This is a genomic window from Sphingobacterium sp. UBA7038, assembly GCF_002494055.1.
GTDB classification, from domain to species: domain Bacteria; phylum Bacteroidota; class Bacteroidia; order Sphingobacteriales; family Sphingobacteriaceae; genus Sphingobacterium; species Sphingobacterium multivorum.
In genome coordinates this window covers 180,707-199,965 of record NZ_DLAV01000015.1, presented here as the reverse complement: position 1 = coordinate 199,965, position 19,259 = coordinate 180,707, and the positions used below count along the sequence as shown (strand labels likewise).

Genomic DNA, 19,259 nt, shown 5'->3' with positions numbered 1-19,259 from the left:
TATTTATATTATTTTCTATATCATGGGAAAGCTATTTTGCTTTTCCCAATTTCTCTTCCAACATTTTGATAAAATAGCCCCCGACAACGGATCTTGCTTTAAATCCAGCTCTTTCAGGACGGTCTGTATAGGTCCAATCCGACATGGGAACGCGATCGGTTGTTTCGTTCATAAAACGGTAGACTGGCTTCAAAAATGCCTCAAAGGTAGGCTTATCATCTGCCATGGTCGCCGTCCAAATAATCCAATCCGTTTTGGTGTAAGGCTGACGATTGTCCAGGGGAAGTCCGTATTTATTTTGTTTGCTGAGATAGTATTTAATTTCAGTTTCACGGATAGAAGGGTCAAAAATATCCATCTTAAGCAATTTATCCCAGACCATATTATACTTTTGGCTCCAGGTTCCGGTTTTATCAAAAGTTAACTTGTAGTGATCCCCATCTTCGGCCATCTTTTTCCATTTTACCGCCATTGCTTTTGCTTCGGTCAAATACTTTTTCGCCGTAGCCTCTTCACCAAGCATTTGGGCCAGATAACCGTAAGATGCAATACCCAAAATAGCTTTAATGGATAAATTGGCATTATGCGCAAAATGGCCTGCAAAATCATCTGTACACAACTGATTTTCGGGGTCAAGACCTTTATCGACTAGATAATCTACCCAGGTAGACAACACTTTCCAATGTTTTTTGGCATAAGCGGCATTGCCTTCCACCTTCGCTAAAGCATAAGTTAATAGCAGCATATTTCCCGATTCTTCGACAGGCATATCTCCACCGTAAGTTTGGCCATTCGCTAAAGGATAGGTCCCAACATCATGCGCAGCAAAAGGTTTTGTCCACTTATTGCTTTCACTATAATAAAAAATGGCGTTCATTAGTGCTTTTGCCAGTTCTGGATTATAGTAAAGGAAAATCGGAGCCGAAGGATAGGTTACATCAACAGTTCCTATTGACCCATTGCTATCATTTTCCTTGGACAGTAAAAGCAGATCGCCATTGGGTGCTTTTACAAGTTTATGAGCGGCGATTGCCTGTCTATAGGCCAAGGCACATAATGCAGCATAGTCCTCACCGCCGTTGCGCAAAGCTGTACCCCATAATTCGGCATCAAATTTATCAGCAGCCTTTTTGAGAACAGTATACTCTTTGTCGGCCAGTTCAAATTGTTTCTCAATGGAACTATTTCCATTGGTATTCCAATAAGGTCGTAAATTTTGTCCAAAATATTGGATCGAGTACAGGTCATCATAGCCCAACAAGATCTTATCCTGGTAGCTTGATGAGACATCAAAAGTTTGCATCAGTGCCAATTGTTGCCCTCCATTTGGAGAAGAGCTATTTTCACTCTTCAGAAAATTAGAGCGTAATTGATGGCTACTTCCGACCGCTGACTTTGTCTTTGATTTTGCACCTGCCATATAGAAATACCCCCAATCTATCCGTAGGTCGTCACCTTTCTTTCCTAGAACCTGCTGGCTTTTGCTTCCTGTCTTTACAAATTGGAGATTTCCGGAAATAAAGGAACTGCTTGTCGCATCTTGAAGAGGAGAATTCAGTGCCCAATTTGGTGCCGCCTCCAAATAAAGTTGTACCTGGTGTTTCTTGCCATCCTTCGCATGGACTGTATAGGAAAGATAATTTACGGGTCTAGCCATTAAGTCCAATTTATCCAAAAACATCGGCGCAGTAAATGTAATATTTAAGTCCACGGGCCCGCAGTTAAACGAATAATGTGTTTGTGTTGCCTGCACATTGGAAGTGATCTGATTCGCTTCATTGTCGAATTGAATACTACCTTCTTTTTCTGTAAAGAGTCCAAAATCAAAATATCCATTCGCTACCCTATTATAGCAATAACCCGCGAGTATATTTTTTCCTTTCTTCAATGTTTTTACGACATGTTCGGGCAGCTTGACCCGACTATTTTTACCTGTCGAATTGCCTGTATTAGCAACCTCAATACCGTTGACGTACAAAATAGCGTCATCGTCATGTGTAAATTCGATATATACGGATTTGCCCGTAAGATCCTCAGTCAGTTCAACTTCCCTTCTAACCCAAATTTTAGGTTCCTGCCAATCAGTCTCCACATTGGGTTCTTTGTCCTTGGTACCGAATGGCGCTGCCCCCATTTTCCATTGCCGTGCATCAAATGAAGGTTTCATCCAGTCTGAGGCAGGTTCGCTGACAACGTAACTTCCCGTCCAAGCCGCATGTTCGCCCATCCGGGCCAAAGGCAAGAGTTCAGCCTCTTCTTTGCCCAGGAAGCGATAGGGTTTTCCATCCACTTTAAGGACGCCCAATAAGGGAAAGGATTTTCCGGTCCAATGGCGTACAACATCTGCATTCAATTCGTTGCTATAGGACCAGGCACTTGTATTCGGGTCAATTGTTACTAAAGGATAGGCAGGCGCGCGAAGATCATTCTTAAGGACTTGTTTTTGTGCAAACGACGATACCGATTGACATACAATAGCCGTTGCAATTAGTAATTTTAATTTCATTGATTTCGTATAAAATAGGTTTAGGTTGACCGGTATATTTTCAGCGATAAATTTAGGCCGCAACCCGTGTTGCGGCCATATCGCTATCAATTATTTGGTAGGTGCATTATAAAGCGCCTGATGTGCAGCCTTCAATTCTGCTTCAGGCATTTTTACAACTTTACGATCATAAGTCATCAAACCATTTGTTTCTACTTCCACATCTGTTGTCTGTGTATAAACAGCGGCCGACAATCCCATCGGAATTAGACGTGTCAAATCATGGATAAGACGTTTGTAACGCTCCAATAATTCCGTTTTATTCTTGAAACTTTGGTATCCCCAGTTGTCTTTCTGTTGCCAAGAATGTCCGTCTATCGGTAATCCCAGACCACCGAATTCACCCAATGCAAGCACTTGTTTAGCACCAAACAAATTTGGATCAGGCATGGCTGCATCCGGATAATTATGGATATCCAAGATATGTCCAGTTTCCATAAAGTTACCACCACTGGCGCTATTTACGAGTCTTGACGGGTCATTAGCCACGGTCCATTCCGTAATTTCCTTCGTTTTGAATTGCCCCCAAGCCTCATTGAAAGGCACCCAGATGACAATACTTGGATAGTTGTGCAACACCTCCATAATGGCTTTCCACTCTTTCCGGTAGTAATTCTCAGATTCCTGTGAACGTACTTTATCCCGATTGCCACCTGAAATCTTTCCCGGTTGCATATCCCAATGATTTCCACCAAGATCGCCGCTAGGCATATCTTGCCAGACAAGCATACCTATACTATCACAGTACCGATACCAACGTGCCGGTTCTACCTTGATATGCTTACGGATCATATTGAATCCCATTTCCTTTGTTTTGACGACATCAAACTTCAGCGCTTCATCCGTTGGCGCGGTATGTAGACCATCCGGCCACCAGCCTTGATCCAATGGACCATATTGGAAAGTAAACTTATTGTTTAACATTAAACGTTGAACGCCGTTTTCATCTTTCTGCATGGCTATCTTCCGCATGGCGAAGTAGCTTTTCGCCTGGTCTACGATTTTTCCTTTTCGAATCAGCTGAATTTCCAGATCATAGAGTTTAGGGTTACTCGGCGACCAGGGCTCCAGATTGGGTACCGAAAGATCAAAAGATGTATTGGGTTGTCCTATTTGTTCTTTAATAAGCTTTCCGCCATCCAATGCACGCACCTTTATTTCGTCACCGGCTTGGCTTCCCTCTACGGAAGCTTGAAAGGCCAAGACAGCATCGTCCAATCGCGGCGTCTGTTTGGTACTTACAATATAAGCTTGTGGAACACTTTCTAACCAAACGGTCTGCCAAATTCCCGTCACTGGTGTATACCATATTCCATTCGGCTTGTTCACCTGTTTACCCCGTGGTTGTGGACCATCATCAGTCGGATCCCATACCCGAATGGCTATTTCCTGTTTCGCTCCTTTCTTTAGGAAGCTTGTCACATCCATCGAAAATGGATCAAAACCACCTTCATGTCTTCCGACCAATTGATTATTTACATACACATCACACTGCCAATCTACGGCACCGAAATGCAACAGGACCTTATTTTTATGGACAGACTTGTCCAATGTTATGGTATTGTTATACCATAAGGCTTTATCTTTTCCAACCTCTTTACCAACACCGGACAATGCCGATTCAATAGCAAAAGGAACAAGGATGTTGCCGTCCCATTTCCGAGGAATCTCTTTAGTACCTACCGGAGTGACAGCATATTTCCATAGTCCATTTAAATTCTGCCAGTTATTGGTTCTGATTAATTGTGGCCTAGGGTATTCAGGATGTGGCTTTTGGGCCGTTACTTTCTCGCCCCAGGGGGTTAATATATGTGATCCGGCGGGTTTCCAATCCTGAGCAAAGTTCAATTGTGCTGCCATCATCAAACTGGCAAAAAATAAGGTTTTCTTCATCATAAAAAATCGTTAAGTCATTTATTTATATCGTATTTATATTATTTCACCGTGGGAAAAGCAGCAATTCGCAAACGTGCTGCTCCCATTGGAATTAGTTCAACTTCCTGTACCTCGCTTTTGCTTTCCACGGGGCTCAGAGGCAATACCCCCGTTAACCCGTTTTCATCAATTTTCCACCCATCGATACGTTTCGCTTTCACAAGAATCGAAATAGGTACTGCTTCTGCGTCGAAAGGAAATGCATCTTTAGGCCATGGTCGTTTGACCACTTTTAGGTGGTCAACAGCTTGCAATTGATTTTGTACAAGTCCATAATTCCAATCACTTGCAGGAAGGATTTCATAGGATGGCCACTTGGATGGATCTGCAGTCTCCTGCCATTTGGAATCTCCTATTGCCGAAGCCTTACTATCTTTTTTTACATAATTCTCTTTGATTTTAAGGGCATAGGTCAATGGTCCACGCTGGATACTCACTGAATTTTTATTGGCTGTCCATGTTTTCAGATCTATGGTCATTGGTAAGGAAAGTTCGACCTTGTCGCCGTCTTTCCACTGCCGTTGAATCCGAATATATTTTGCACCAGCTTCCACAGCTTGGCTTTTACCATTAACCGTTACTTTCGCTTGTTTCGCCCAGGCTGGAATACGGAGATAAAAGGGAAAATCAACCGTTTTACCCTGTGTTCCTATTTCAAATCGTAGCGATTCTTCAAAAGGATAATTGGACTCTTGCCGGATCTGAATAGCCTGCTTGTTTCCGACGTTGATTTCAGCCTTTGATGCGGCATATAGTACTGCCGCAACACCATTATCATTCGTTGCCATATACAAATGCTCAGCATAATATGGCCAGCCCTGACTGTGATTATGCTGACAACAGCGTGAACTGAAGGGATTCATCATTAAAAATGGCCCGTTATTATCAATTCCAGGAGCATGATTATGGCTGTCGCTGATGGTCATATTTGGACTTGTAATATACCTTAAGGCCTTGAAATCTGCTGTTACGGCTGCTGGATAGGTATTGAAAGCGACTTCCTCCGCATGATCTGCCCAAAATGGGTCGCCTGTTATCCCAAGAAGGATTTCATTGGACGCCATCTGTTCGACCATACCACAGGTTTCCACCCCTTGACGGGGATCGGTATATCCTGGACGTGCATTTTCATCGGCACCGAACATACCGCCTGGAACCTGACCAAATACCTGCCTGACAAAATGAAAATTAGCGTAGGTCGCATTCAGGTCTTCACTCGATTGGCTTTTCAGATAATAGGTTGCCGGCTCTCTGAAACACTGCGCTACATTAACATTATGCCAATTCGGCAAATCATCTTTCTGGCGCCAATTGGCGGTATTCCGATGGATTTTATCTGCTAAATCCATCAGCCATTCATTCCCCTGTGTTCTATTATAGAGCCAATAAACCGAGAGCAGATTGTCACCACCCCGACTATTTTCCCAATAGTCTTTAAGAAAAAAACTATCCGGCAAATTGGCCTGCCATTTAAAATAATTGGTCATCAAGGTTAAGACACGTTGGTCACCGCTATATTCATAATAAGATTGCAGGCACCACAACATCAACATATTCCCCCAAAGATCTGGTTTGTTGTTACGCAGCATCAATGGCCCAAAGTATCCATCAGGACGCTGGCTTTTTAGTGCGGCTTCCAACCATATCTTTGACTCCGCTAGGATTGTAGGATCTTTTAAGATGTAGCCCAGATTAGCATAACCTTTTAGCCAATAAGGGACTTCTTCCCAGCCATAATCTCCTTTCCCATCCGTACTTAACCAAGCATTATTTTTTGGGGATAGCCAAGCGCTAATTTCGCCCAAATGACCTGTGAGACCATCTTTTTGCAACGCTAGGTACTTCCCTAACCAGCCTTCAGGCACTATACTGCCTACCGGCAATTTCAGCAAGGCATTTTGTCTCAGTGGAGCCCTATTGTTCACGTATTGTGTATTCTTACCTGTCAACGGCAATTGGTTTACGGAAGTTGCTATTCTTGATTGAGCCGACGTAGCTAAGCCAAACCCCAACAATAAGCTTAAAAAGCCAATTCTTTTAATCATTTTTATTTTAGTTTCTTTGGTTCACTATCGTACAGCGCCTCGGTAATCCCATTTACCCGTAACCCTACGCGCGCATACACCGCTGCGCTCTTGGTCAAAATATCTTTGATATCCAGTTCCAATTCGACATGGCCGGCATTTAATCCAGTTTTTTCCATCTTATATGTATATTGGCCCAAATCCACAAATTTTGTATCATTGACCAATAAGGTGACTAAATCAATCGTTCTTGAAGCATCTATCGTTTCGATATCAAAAGATGCTTTAAGGATATTTCCTTGTGTGTTATAGGTTATGTTACTCATCATGTAGTAGGGTTTCACCTGATAATCCACTGTGGTATTGCCCTTCACATCAACTAGCAACGTATCGGCGCTGCTCACCCATGGTCCATTTCCACTGGTTGTCACCAATTTGTACTTTCCATCGAAAAGTTTCGTAGAAAACGAACCATCTTGAGTTAAATAAACATTAATAGGAGACCGAAATTGATAACCATCCTGCCAGAGTTGAAGATAGACCGATTGATTGGATCCTCTCAGCCCCAAAGGTTTGGAATTATAGGTTACATGTCCGCTTAATGTGCTTTGTGGTGCATCATAATTATCTTTGCCACAAGCAAAAACACCCAAGAGTAAACACAAACCGACTATTAATTTACAAAAAAAAGTTTTCATAAGAATAATGCTATTGATAAGGATTTCGGACTAGCTTCGGATTGTTGTTAATCCAATTTTGGTCAATGAAATTATAATAGTTCTGATATTTAAAATTTCGCGGATAGAGCGTATGGCTAGATTTCTGTTTCTCGAAAACCCACTTGCCATTGTTAGGATCCCCAGGAGCATATATTTTATACGGAAATAGGGCATAGTGCACCGCATTGTAATTATCAGCACTTCCGTTCCAGATTTCATGGGCGATGCGCAAACGTTTCAAATCCCAATAACGATGATCTTCGAAAGCAAATTCAACGCGACGTTCCTGAATGATATCATTTAAAGAAATAGTCGTCAATGCTTGTATTCCCGCGCGCTCCCTGATCTTATTGATATATCCAGTCAACTCAGCTTGCGGTTTACCAAGTTCAAGCCCCGACTCTGCAGCGATCAACAGAAATTCAGCATAACGAAAACGGACAAACCAAATATCCGAACCGCGCCCGCGTGTAGAGGCATCTTTATTTTCGTCAATAAACTTCCGGATATTAAATCCAGTTTTATTGACATACATATCGTTGGAAGTCGTAGGGCCATCCTCACTCGTAACAAGTCCGCCAAATTTATCATTTGAGGAACCAGGCGAACCTGTTACTGTCTTCCATGTACCATTTTCTTTATACCGAACCCCCGCCTGATAAGTTATTTTCGTTCCAGCAAAATCTGCTCCGGAGTAAATTACCGTACCATACAAGCGTGCATCCTTATTGGCAAAAAGATCTTCGGGATTTGTATAATAAACATAGTCACCAGCAGCAGTCTTCGTTTTCAGATCCCCTTTTCGATCATTTGTATATTCAAATGCTTCCACCAAATTGAGTACTGGAGTTACGAAATTGGCATCAATATCACCGCGGACAGATGAGGCTATATTATTATTGGTAAAAGAATGGGTCTCACCAGGATAAGCATAGTCTTTTGCCCAAATTACTTCATTGCTTGATTTTGAGGTTACGGCAAGATAAAAGTTCTTGCCCTTATCCGGATTTGCATTATACAGCGCATAAGGACTATTATTTATAATATCCAAAGCAGTTTCATAAGCTGTCTGATAATATTTAATTGCTTCAGATGCAGGGATGCCCACCTCATTTCCTGCAGTCTTCACGTCTGGAGTTTTATAGTTATACTTGGCTATGGAAGCAGCATATAAACTTGCGCGGGCTTTTAACGCCAAAGCTGTCCATTTATTGGCTCTCGCCGAATTGATGGTTTTCTCTGTACCGAGCATTTTAGCCGCTTCAGTACATTCACTGATGACATAATTATAACTTTCAGCCTCGGTTGCACGCGACAACTGTAATTCTGCTGGATCCATTCCACTTGTATAATCATATACTTTATCACCCACCATTGGCACTCCCCCCAAACGCTTGATCATATTAAAATAAGTCCAGGCACGGATAAAGCGGGCCTCACCTTCAATGCTCTTTTTATTGTTGTCATCTAATGTTGATTGTCGGACACCTACAATAAATTGGTTTAGATTTCGGATCAATTCATAATCATACATCCGCCAAAAATCATTTGGAAACTCCTGCATATTGTTGGGAGAACCACTGGAAAATCCTGCTTCATCTAGCATCGCAAAGGAGCCGTTGTCGCCAAATTGCTGGCCCCAGCTGACTCTTCCATAGTAATTGGCCAACACTGACTTCACCATATTTTGATCTGAAAATATCTGATCATCGGTAAAAATTGCCTGTGATTCCCTGTCCAAAAACTTATTACAGCTTGAGAATGCACATACTAAACATACACCCCATAAAATAACCTTCCTCTTTATCATTTTCATTAAAAAGTTAAATTAACACCCACATTTATAACCCGGTTTGTTGGGTATTGAACACCCGAATCACTTGTGATTTCCGGATCGATCTTCATATCACCCAAATTATCTATACTGAAGAGATTCTGCATCATCGTATATATTCGTAATTTTTGGATTCCACGAGCTTTCATCCACTTGTCTGGCAAGGTATATCCAATCTGAAGATTTCTTAGTTTTATATAATTTACATTGGTGAGCCAAAAATCGCTATGCCAATAATTACTATGGTTTTGATTTCCGCGAATCAATGTTGGATACTTGCCGGGAATCAATGTACTATTCGGGTTGGTAATATCACTGAGCATCCATTGATTCTCCATGTAATATTGCGGATTATTTCCACCATCGTGGAAAGGGTTCATCGCTTCGTAATTGGGACGATAGGATGCAAATGCTGCTCCTGTCAAATCCATGGCCAGATCAAATCCCTTGAACTGTCCGCCCAGATTAATTCCAAAATTGAAATAAGGAAGTCCGCCTTGCCGATATCCTATTGGCCGCTGATCCAGCTCATTGATCACTTTATCCCCATTGATGTCTTCATATTTTATATCTCCTGGTCTCAAGGTAGAATTACCTTGACGGTCATTGTCTACATCGTAATTGGCAATTTCTTCCCAGGACTGAAACTGTCCAGTAGCATGTAAGCCCCAATTTAGATAGGCGTAGCGGTCAAAAATGGAGTTCCGATACTGATCCCAGGAATTCCCAAACCGGGGTTTATATTGTTCACCATCAATCTGACGGGCAAATGTAAAATTACCACCGACAAAGTAATTGAAATCGCCAGCCTTACTCCGCCACATAATTGAGCCATCGATACCCTTATGCATATCGGAGTTTAGGTTTTCATAAGGCAGACTAAAACCAACCTCATTTGGTATCAATACATCATTTCTGGAAGCCGGTAGACCACTTCTTTTCCTTCGAAAGAAATCCAAGCTACCCGTCAATCTTCCCTTTAATGTGCTAAAATCAAGCCCCACATTCAACATGTGCGCCTCAATCCAGGAAAGTGTTTTAACAGGAAGTCCACGGGGTTGGGTGCCAATAACATATTTTCCGTCAATCGTCGAACCTTTGGAATTATAGGTATATCCGCTCAGGTAACCAAAAGCATAATATTTCCAATCATCCAAATTGTCATCCCCCAATATCCCGTAAGATCCCCGAAGCTTAACATCATCAAGTACCTTCCGCATGCCATCTGTCCAAAACTTTTCAGAAGAGATCCGCCATCCCGCGGATGCTGAAGGAAAAAATCCCCATCGACTTCCAGGAGCAAACTTCCAGGATCCATCATAACGCGATGAAAGTTCTAAAAGATATTTTTGATCGTAGTCATAATTGACCCGACCTGCAAAGCCGGCTCTTGCTTGCGTATTTACTCCAGTATCATTATAGGTATCCATCGTTTGAAAATAAATCAAACTCAATGCATTCGATGCTGGTCTGTCGTGGACATAAATATCGGGGTTATCTCGTTTTATTGACTCCGCGGCTAATACAGCATTTACACCATGCTTTCCAAAACGTTTGTTATAATTTAAAGTGAATTGTGTTGAAATTTCTTCGATTTGAGCGATAGACCGCTCCCGCCAAGGGTTATCCATGCTAAATATAACTGGATAGGTATCCGTTTTTTCATCATAGCCATACAATTTGTAAGTGAACTCCTGATTATCCATCCACTTATTAGCCAAATAGTACCCTACCGTTCCTTTGGCAACCAAATCATCTGTAATCTTATACTCGGCATTAAAATTTAATTGCATCACCCGCCATTTTTCCTGATATGTACCCGATAGATCATAATTCAGCATCGCAAAATTCGTCTCGGTATTGGCGGCAGTTTGTGTTGGATAGAGCGGATTGTCGTTGGCAAATGGCCGCGCAGTAGGTAAGTTGCGGTAAATGGCAAATAAGGCTTGCCAAGTATCGTCAGCACCGGGTACCCCAGGTTGTTTGCGCTGTTCGATCCGTCCGTTCAAATTGGCTCCGATTTTTAATCGTTTAGATACGCTCGCATCAATGTTCATCTGTACATTAGTACGTTTGAAACCACCATAATTACGGATAATGGATTGTTGGTCGAGATGCCCAGCACTTAAGTAATAATTTATTTTTTCGGACCCACCGCTCACATTTCCAGAAACATAGGTTTGCGGACTAGTTTTTAAGATATAATCGTACCAATCAAATGGGCGGTAACCTTTTTCCGTCCCCTGCTGCCATTTTTCAAGATCGCTTAATGAATACTTGGGATCCTTCACACCAAGAATGGCATCCGATTGAATGTAGCTCTTTACATAGGTACTTGCATCTGCAGGCTTAGGAAAACGAAACATACTTTGCCAGCCGTAATAGGAATTGATATTAAAGGTATTGTTATCGCCACGCTTTCCTTTCTTTGTCGTTACAACCACCACTCCGTTGGCTGCGCGTACACCATAAATCGCTGCGGACGCATCCTTCAAAACCGAAACAGATTCGATGTCATTGAAGTCCAAATTATTGAATTGGCCTTCATCTTTTTGAACACCGTCGATCACATACAAGGGAGTTCCCATATTCCGGATGCTGATCCCCGTCCATGCTCCAGGGCGTCCATCCGACATCCGGCTATTGACCCCTGCAATCTTCCCGACCAAAGCTCCCGAGGTTGTAGTCGCAACAGATCTGGAAATATCCTGCGAAGAAATTGCCGTGATTGCACCAGTAACAGATTCCTTCTTTTGTGTACCGTACCCGACCACAACCACTTCGCCGATACGTGAATTTTCATCGTCCAATGTAATAGCTAAATCCGCGCTCGCGGCCACTTCTTTTGAGAGATACCCAACTGAACTTACAGTCAGTAGATCCCCAGCATTCACACCTATTAGACTAAAATTACCTTTTGCATCCGTTGAAACGGCAGTGCTTGGTTTGGATTTTAAAGCGACTGTCGCTCCTACGATCGGATTGCCACTTTTATCTTTAACCACACCCTTAATTAATTTTTGCAAAGCAATGCTTTCTGCAGGAACTGGAAATAAATCTGCTCCCTTTGCTAAAGGAATAAAACTGCTCGCACAGCAGAGTAAAGTAGCAGAAATTGGCAGACATTTGAGACCCTTAAACATACCTAGATTGATTAGTTTGTATAATTGATTTGTCCAAAATTAAGGTATATTCAATCGGACAGGCTTTCGTTTTTTCTCAAAAAACTGCCTATTTGTATCAAATAATTAATACAACCTAAAACGTTTTAAAGTCTATTAAACAGAGAAAGTACACCTCTTTTCAGTGGTATACTTTCAAACCAATCATTATTAAATATGTATTATTTTACTGAAAAACGATACAGGGATTTCGTTTGATATACTTGCCCCGGGTTTAGGACTGTTGTTGGAAAAGCTGGCTGATTCGGAGCGTCCGGAAAATGCTGCGGTTCAAGGCAAAAAGCCGTACGAAAGGAATCTTTTTTACCATTCTTCAACTGTACTTGTTCGTTCATAAAGTTGCCGCTATAAAATTGAATACCAGGTTCGGTTGTCAGAATATCCATGACCACCCCTGATTTATCACCGATCACATGTGCCGCTTTAAACCAGTCGCCATCTTTCTCTTTACTTAAGACAAAATTGTGGTCATAGCCCTTTCCAAAACTAAGCTGCTGGTCATTGGCATTAATATCTTTTCCTATCGGTTTCAAGGTTGTAAAATCAAAAGCTGTTCCCTTTACCGGTCCTAATTGCCCTGTGGGTATTAGTGTACTATCTACTGGTGTGTATTCATTGGCAAACAATTGAAGTTGATGATCCAGAATGGTACCACTTCCTTCACCGTTTAAATTAAAGTAAGCATGGTTGGTCAAATTGATCACCGTCTTTTTATCGGAAGTAGCACGATAAGCTATCATCAATTCATTATTATCGTTCAGCGTATAAGTCACCTCCATTTGGATGTTTCCTGGAAAGCCCTCGTGTCCGTCAGGTAAGGTGTAAGCAAATGTAAGGGATGATTTATCTGACGATTTTAATGTCCAATTGGCAAAATGCACACCTTTAAAACCGCCATGCAGCGTATTAGGACCGTTATTTACTGCCAATGTATAGGTTTTATCATCCAACTTAAATTTGCCTTTGGCGATCCGATTACCAAAAGGCCCTACAATAGTACCAAAAAATGGTTCTTTGGGATTATTATAATCAGCCGCTTTAGAAAAACCCAAAACCACATCGCATAACTCACCCTTATTGTCAGGCACCCATAATCCCACTAAACGTGCACCAAAATTGGTAAAATAAGCTTGTACGCCATTTTTATTGCTCAGTTCATATAGATACGCCTGTTTTTGATCAATAGTTCCGCTGAACTGCGCGGTATCCATGAAGGCCGATAAAGAATCTGCTTTGGGAGTTTTAGAACCAGTCGGTTGCTGGCAAGACACACTAAAAGCAAGTATTGCAGAAAGACCAAGCAAGGTCAATTTTCCTCTCATTCGTAATATTTTAAAGGGTTTATAATCTTTGTTTAGATAGAACTTACGTCCTTTTCTAGATTTTTTATAATTTTAACGATTACAATCTATAAGCTAAAGTCTTAAATTTTTTAGAAATTTTAAGATTAAATTGTTTCATTTTAGCTCTATTTTGTATCAATAACCAAAAAATGATCATGATCAACCTGAAGCCTTTACGATTGCTATTTATCCTGTTACTCCCTTCCTTGCTATATGCGCAGCCCTACTATTTCAATCATTATCAAATCAATGAAGGTTTGTCAAACAATGCTGTCATTTGTAGCATGCAAGATAGTCAGGGTTTTCTTTGGTTCGGCACAAAGGATGGATTAAATCGCTTTGACGGTAACAATTTCAAACATTTTGATGCCACCCAATCTGGGAAAAACAGCTTGGGTGGTAATAATATCATCTCCTTGAAAGAGGACTTTCGAAAAAGAATTTGGATTGGAACAGATCAGGGAATCTATTGCTACGACCCCGTCGACGAGCAATTTAGACTATTGAGCAAACAATTTGAAAATGCGGACGTACCCGTCATTGTTACCGATCAACGCAAAAGGATCTGGTTTATATCCAATGGAATGCTCTATTGCCATGATTTGGTTAGTCACGCAATTCAACAATTTACAAAATCGGACCTCTATATTACGTCTATCAGCTGCACAAAAAATGGAACTGTATTTTTTGGAACTCCTGAAGGTAAGATCTTCCAGATAGGTTCTTCTGGAAAACCCGCACTCATGCTTGACTTTCAAGCAAAATATGGTCCTAAAGACTGGTTTAGTATTGAGAAAATAATGGAAAACCGCGATGGAGACTTATTGATTGGCACGTCGAAAACTGGGGTTTATAGCTACAATTTTAAAAACAAGTCCCTCAAGTCAATTCTTGGTCCGGACAGGCTGCATCAATTTCTCTATGTAAGAGATATTATACAGCCAAACGATCATGAATATTGGTTTGCAACCGAATCTGGCCTCTTCATTTACCAAATAGCGAGCGGAAATTACATCAACATTCAGAAAGAACAAGAAAACCCTTGGGGGATATCTGACAATGCCATTTATAATATCCTACAAGATAAGGATGAGGGTATTTGGCTGGGAACCTACTTTGGTGGGATTAACTATTATCACAAGAATAATAGTATAATCGAAAAATTCCTCCCACAAGATCGCCCCGGGAGCTTAAAAGGCTCTGTCGTTCGGATTATCAAAAAAGACATCAACCACAATATATGGATAGGCACCGAAAACGGAGGTCTATCTAAATTGGATCCTAAATCGGGTTATATCCAGAACTTCTCCGATAAACAGGGGAATCTGGCAAATAACAATATTCACGGTATTCTCCCTATTGGCGACAAACTACTGATTGGTACTTTCGTCAATGGTCTGGACATTTTTTCGCCAAAGCTTCAAAAAGTTATCTATCACATCGATCGTAACAGCAATGTATCAACATCCGATCTCCAAAGTAATTTTCTTTTTTATCTCTATAAAACTCGAAAAGGAGAAATCATGGCTGCATCCACACGCGGCCTATACCGCTTTGATCTAGAAAAAAAATCTTTCCACCTTATTGATAATGTCCCAGAATACATGTTTTATACAAGCATTTTGGAAGATAAAAAGGGGAATATCTGGGTCGGAACGTGGCGTGATGGACTATTCTGTTATCATCCGACCACACGTTATTTTAAACACTATACGCATCATCAGAACGATCTCAATTCCTTGCCCAACAATAGGGTCAACAGTATATTTGAGGACTCAAAAAATCAAATTTGGATAGCTACCGAAGGTGGGATGGCTAAAAAGAAATCAAATCAGGATGGCTTTGAAAACATTGGCCTGGAAGAAGGAATGCCCAGTAATGTGACACTCGCCTTTTTAGAAGATAAACAAAATAACCTTTGGGTGAGTACTTCCAAGGGCCTGGTACGCTATCATCTGCCCAATGGCAGAAAACGGATCTTCAACTTGGAGTCAGGCCTACCGACGATTCAGTTCAATTACAATTCATCTTTTGATGACGACAATGGGAACTTCTATTTCGGTACCATCAATGGCCTTATACGTTTCAATCCGGAAAAACTAAACCAAATTAACTATAAGAATCAAATACCGATTTATATCACTAATTTTTACATCAACAATAGAGCGATCAATCAATATACCGATGCAAGTATTTTATCCAAATCAATCTTATTCACAAAAAATATCAAACTAAAACACGACGAATCATCCTTCAGTCTTGATTTTGCGGCATTACACTACCAAGCCCCCCATTCTATTCACTATAGTTATAAAATGGATGGTCTTGACGACAATTGGATAGACATTACAAGCAATCAACGCGCTTATTTCACCAAGTTAGCTCCCGGTAATTACGTTTTTACCGTAAAAGCGGAGGATCCAAATGGTAACACAATACCCACCTTTGCTAGTCTTAAAATCACGATTCTTCCTCCTATTTGGGCAAGTATACCAGCTTTTGTTTGCTACGCACTAATCCTTATGGGGCTCATTGTATTTGTGATTCATCATTTCAATGAAAAGATCAAGCAACGCAATCGACAACACCTTCTAACCGTACAAAATCTACGTGAGCAAGAACTCTACCGTTCAAAAATCAATTTTTACACCGATGTTGCCCATGAAATACGCACACCGTTGACATTGATCAAAGCCCCCTTAGAGAAGCTTATGGATAAGGTAGATCACAATCCTGTAACAGACAAGCTATTATTGACCATGCAGAACAATACGGAGAAGTTGATTGCGCTTAGTAACCAATTACTGGATTTTAGACAGGTTGAAACGGAAGGATTCAAATTACACTTTGAGTCAGAAAACATAAGCCAAACGGTTCAGGAAATCATCAACAATTTTACGGTCACACTCCAGGCACAGGGAAAGCAGATTGTGTCACACATTATGCCGGATATTATAGGTCAGGTCGATATCGACGCATTCGACAAGATTTGTTACAACTTATTGAATAATGCCCTTAAATATTCTTCATCCTATATTGAAGTGAATTTGAATATGGATAAACAGAAAAATATCTTTATATTGACCGTGAAAAACGACGGAGCTTTAATTCCTTCAGAAGAAAGGGAAAGAATTTTTGAACCATTCAATCGTTTAAAGCAAAATAAGAATGTTCCCGGAAGTGGTCTAGGCTTGGCATTGACAAGATCCCTAACCTTAAAACACCAAGGTACCTTGTTATATAGTACAAACGACCTCCAATTGAACGTATTTAGCTTGACGTTACCTTTGAATCACAATACAAACCCATAATTATGAATGCCAAATCCAATTTATTATTAGTAGATGATCATACCGAACTGCTTGAATTTATTGCGGATGATCTCAATGAAGATTATCAGATAACAACGAGTTCTAATGGAAGAGAAGCCCTAGATTTATTAGCCTCTGAATATTTCGATCTGATCGTAAGTGATGTAATGATGCCAGAAATGGATGGTTTTGAGCTCTGTCAAAAAATTAAGGAAGATATCGCTTATGCACATATTCCAGTTATACTTTTGACAGCAAAAAATAGTATTGAATCAAAAATTCAGGGTTTAGAATTTGGTGCCGACGCTTACATTGAAAAACCTTTTTCGCCCGCTTTTTTAAGAGCACAAATAGCCAGTTTATTAAAGAATAGAGTTAAAATCAAGGAGTTTTTTATTAAAAATCCGATGTCACAAATCCAACAGATCGGGCAAAATCAAAGTGAACAAGAGTTCTTGCTGAAGATTGAAGAAATCATTATGCAACATCTCGATGATCCCCAGTTTAATGTCGATAGAATGGCCGATATTCTCTGCATGAGCAGACCTACACTCTATCGCAAAATCAATGTGGCATCCAGCCTATCACCCAATGAACTGATTAATTTAACTCGGCTCAGAAAAGCAGCAGAACTGCTTATTCAAAAACAATATAAAGTTTACGAAATTTCTAATTTATTGGGCTACAGTTCCGCTACTCATTTCTCACGTAATTTCCAAAAGCAGTTTGGCCAAAGTCCTACCGAATTTCAGGACGCTCAAACTGCTTTATCTAAATCTTAACCCAGCAAATAATCATATCTGAATAAAAATAGGTGTCCGTCCAAGCGTGCACCTATTTTGTTGATTCAACTTGGGCAAGTGTTGCATACTGTGCTGCATAAGTGAACATAAACATTCCTTCCAAATCATTCTTACTTTTATCATTTGCCCAGCCTCCGAGCAAGTCATTCGGCAGAAATCCATCTTTCAAGAAGTGGGTATAGCCGTAATCCAAGTTATCCTGAAAAGATTTTGCATACAGTCCAGCCTTGCTATAATTGGGAAATATAGCGGTATATCCTCTTAACAACACGCCGTTAAACCAATTATTAAAACCATCTGTCGCATAGGTATAGTGCTCAGGAATCTGCTGCCCTAACTTTCCAAAATAAGTAAAAGTCGCATCGGCCAGTTTCTTGCCATCTTCTAAATATCTTTTTGCTTTCGTAACACGATATAAGTCGGCGGCTCCAGAAATCATCGTTCCACTGTTATAGGAAAATGCCGTGCCGACCGCTTTTCTGAGCTCGGTATTTTTTCGATATTGTACACCGTTGACCGTTTCATAAGCTATCGAACAATCTGGAAAACAATCACCCATCATATCCGCATAAACACCTTTTTCATTAAGAAGATATGCCTTTTGCCAGTCATAAATCCTTTTAGCATAACGGAGATAAAAATCGCTCTTCTTCTCTTTTTTAGAAATACGAGTTAGTTTATCTTTCGGATCAATGGAATGCGCAACGATTTGATCTCCTTTCTTTTTATAGATTTCATACAATGCAACAAGCGGACTAATAATCGGTGCATTACTACAGGCATGCTTAGTTACATATCCTGGGCCCCATGGGATTCCACCATGCTCTTTCCCTTTCTCATCCAAAGTACAGTCCCAACCATCAAGAACATAAGCAGTAAGGTATTCAGCTTCTTGCAAATAGCGTTCTTGCCCAGTCAAATGATAAGCTTCCAATAATTCCCGTACTAGCCACATCTGATCATCATAGACATTCAGTACTCCCGTTACATTTGCTTTTCCTTTTTCTCGGACGCGATCGACAGCATACACCGTCCATTCTTTATGTTGTGTAAAAGATGTTAGCGTAAATGTCCCTAAATAATAAGCTGCATTTGCATGAAGCTTAGCCAATAAATCCACATAGCGGGAATAATACTTTCCGTAAAGCTCGGTATTACCTGCCTTTTGTTGCTTTTTCAAGCCGCTCAACACAGCATTTACAGCTTCTATGGAAGCAGAGTACATCCATACACTCGCTTTTTCTTCGGATCGAACCTGCGTAAATGGATTATAAAAACGATGCATTTTGAAATCTTCACCAGAAAAATAGACTTCCATTGACCGATCAATCAATTGGATCGCCCGTAAAAGATTCTGTTGGTTTTTATGTTGATCATGTACTGATCTTTGGCTGTGCAATTCTTGCGCACAAACCTGTTTTACACAGAGCGGTGATACTGACAGAGAAATTAGAGAGAGTGCCCAAAAAGGCCGGATGGAAAAGAATTTGATCATGACGTGGTTTTAAATTGATTAAGTAGTCTTTCATGCGCATTGGTAGAGCGTGATAACCGAGGTTGAAG

10 protein-coding genes are annotated in these 19,259 nt (G+C 40.7%); 2 read left to right on the top strand and 8 right to left on the bottom strand.

Annotated elements, in window-relative coordinates; all coding sequences use genetic code 11:
- Window positions 1-31: 31 nt before the first annotated feature.
- The 7 genes from B3H30_RS09840 to B3H30_RS09810 form a co-directional block, all read right to left on the bottom strand.
- On the bottom strand, window positions 32-2,506 hold the full coding sequence (locus B3H30_RS09840; RefSeq protein ID WP_070567922.1) for a glutaminase family protein: 2,475 nt from the start codon (window positions 2,504-2,506) through the stop codon (window positions 32-34).
- A gap of 90 nt (window positions 2,507-2,596) precedes the next feature.
- Window positions 2,597-4,441, bottom strand: coding sequence for a glycoside hydrolase family 2 protein (locus B3H30_RS09835; protein WP_286834045.1), 1,845 nt, complete (start codon window positions 4,439-4,441; stop codon window positions 2,597-2,599).
- 38 nt (window positions 4,442-4,479) lie between these two features.
- Window positions 4,480-6,525 (bottom strand): beta-L-arabinofuranosidase domain-containing protein, encoded by a 2,046-nt coding sequence (locus tag B3H30_RS09830; protein WP_070567925.1) that lies wholly within the window; start codon window positions 6,523-6,525, stop codon window positions 4,480-4,482.
- Between the two features lie 2 nt (window positions 6,526-6,527).
- On the bottom strand, window positions 6,528-7,202 hold the full coding sequence (locus B3H30_RS09825; protein WP_046675395.1) for a DUF3823 domain-containing protein: 675 nt from the start codon (window positions 7,200-7,202) through the stop codon (window positions 6,528-6,530).
- A 10-nt stretch (window positions 7,203-7,212) separates the two neighbouring features.
- On the bottom strand, window positions 7,213-9,033 hold the full coding sequence (locus B3H30_RS09820; protein WP_070568304.1) for a RagB/SusD family nutrient uptake outer membrane protein: 1,821 nt from the start codon (window positions 9,031-9,033) through the stop codon (window positions 7,213-7,215).
- A gap of 5 nt (window positions 9,034-9,038) precedes the next feature.
- Window positions 9,039-12,200 (bottom strand): SusC/RagA family TonB-linked outer membrane protein, encoded by a 3,162-nt coding sequence (locus tag B3H30_RS09815; RefSeq protein ID WP_083296042.1) that lies wholly within the window; start codon window positions 12,198-12,200, stop codon window positions 9,039-9,041.
- Window positions 12,201-12,400: 200 nt separating this feature from the next.
- Window positions 12,401-13,561, bottom strand: a complete 1,161-nt coding sequence (locus B3H30_RS09810; RefSeq protein ID WP_070567927.1) for an aldose epimerase family protein — start codon at window positions 13,559-13,561, stop codon at window positions 12,401-12,403.
- 176 nt (window positions 13,562-13,737) lie between these two features.
- Between B3H30_RS09810 and B3H30_RS09805 the strand changes: the two genes are divergently transcribed.
- Both B3H30_RS09805 and B3H30_RS09800 read left to right on the top strand, forming a co-directional pair.
- Window positions 13,738-16,893: a sensor histidine kinase gene (locus B3H30_RS09805; protein ID WP_286834043.1), complete on the top strand. Its 3,156-nt coding sequence runs from the start codon at window positions 13,738-13,740 to the stop codon at window positions 16,891-16,893.
- Window positions 16,894-16,895: 2 nt separating this feature from the next.
- On the top strand, window positions 16,896-17,675 hold the full coding sequence (locus B3H30_RS09800; protein ID WP_115050507.1) for a response regulator transcription factor: 780 nt from the start codon (window positions 16,896-16,898) through the stop codon (window positions 17,673-17,675).
- A 52-nt stretch (window positions 17,676-17,727) separates the two neighbouring features.
- Here B3H30_RS09800 and B3H30_RS09795 read toward each other — a convergent pair whose 3' ends face one another.
- Entirely contained in the window at window positions 17,728-19,191 is a 1,464-nt protein-coding gene (locus B3H30_RS09795; RefSeq protein WP_088162272.1) for a glycoside hydrolase family 76 protein, read from the bottom strand.
- Window positions 19,192-19,259: the final 68 nt, after the last annotated feature.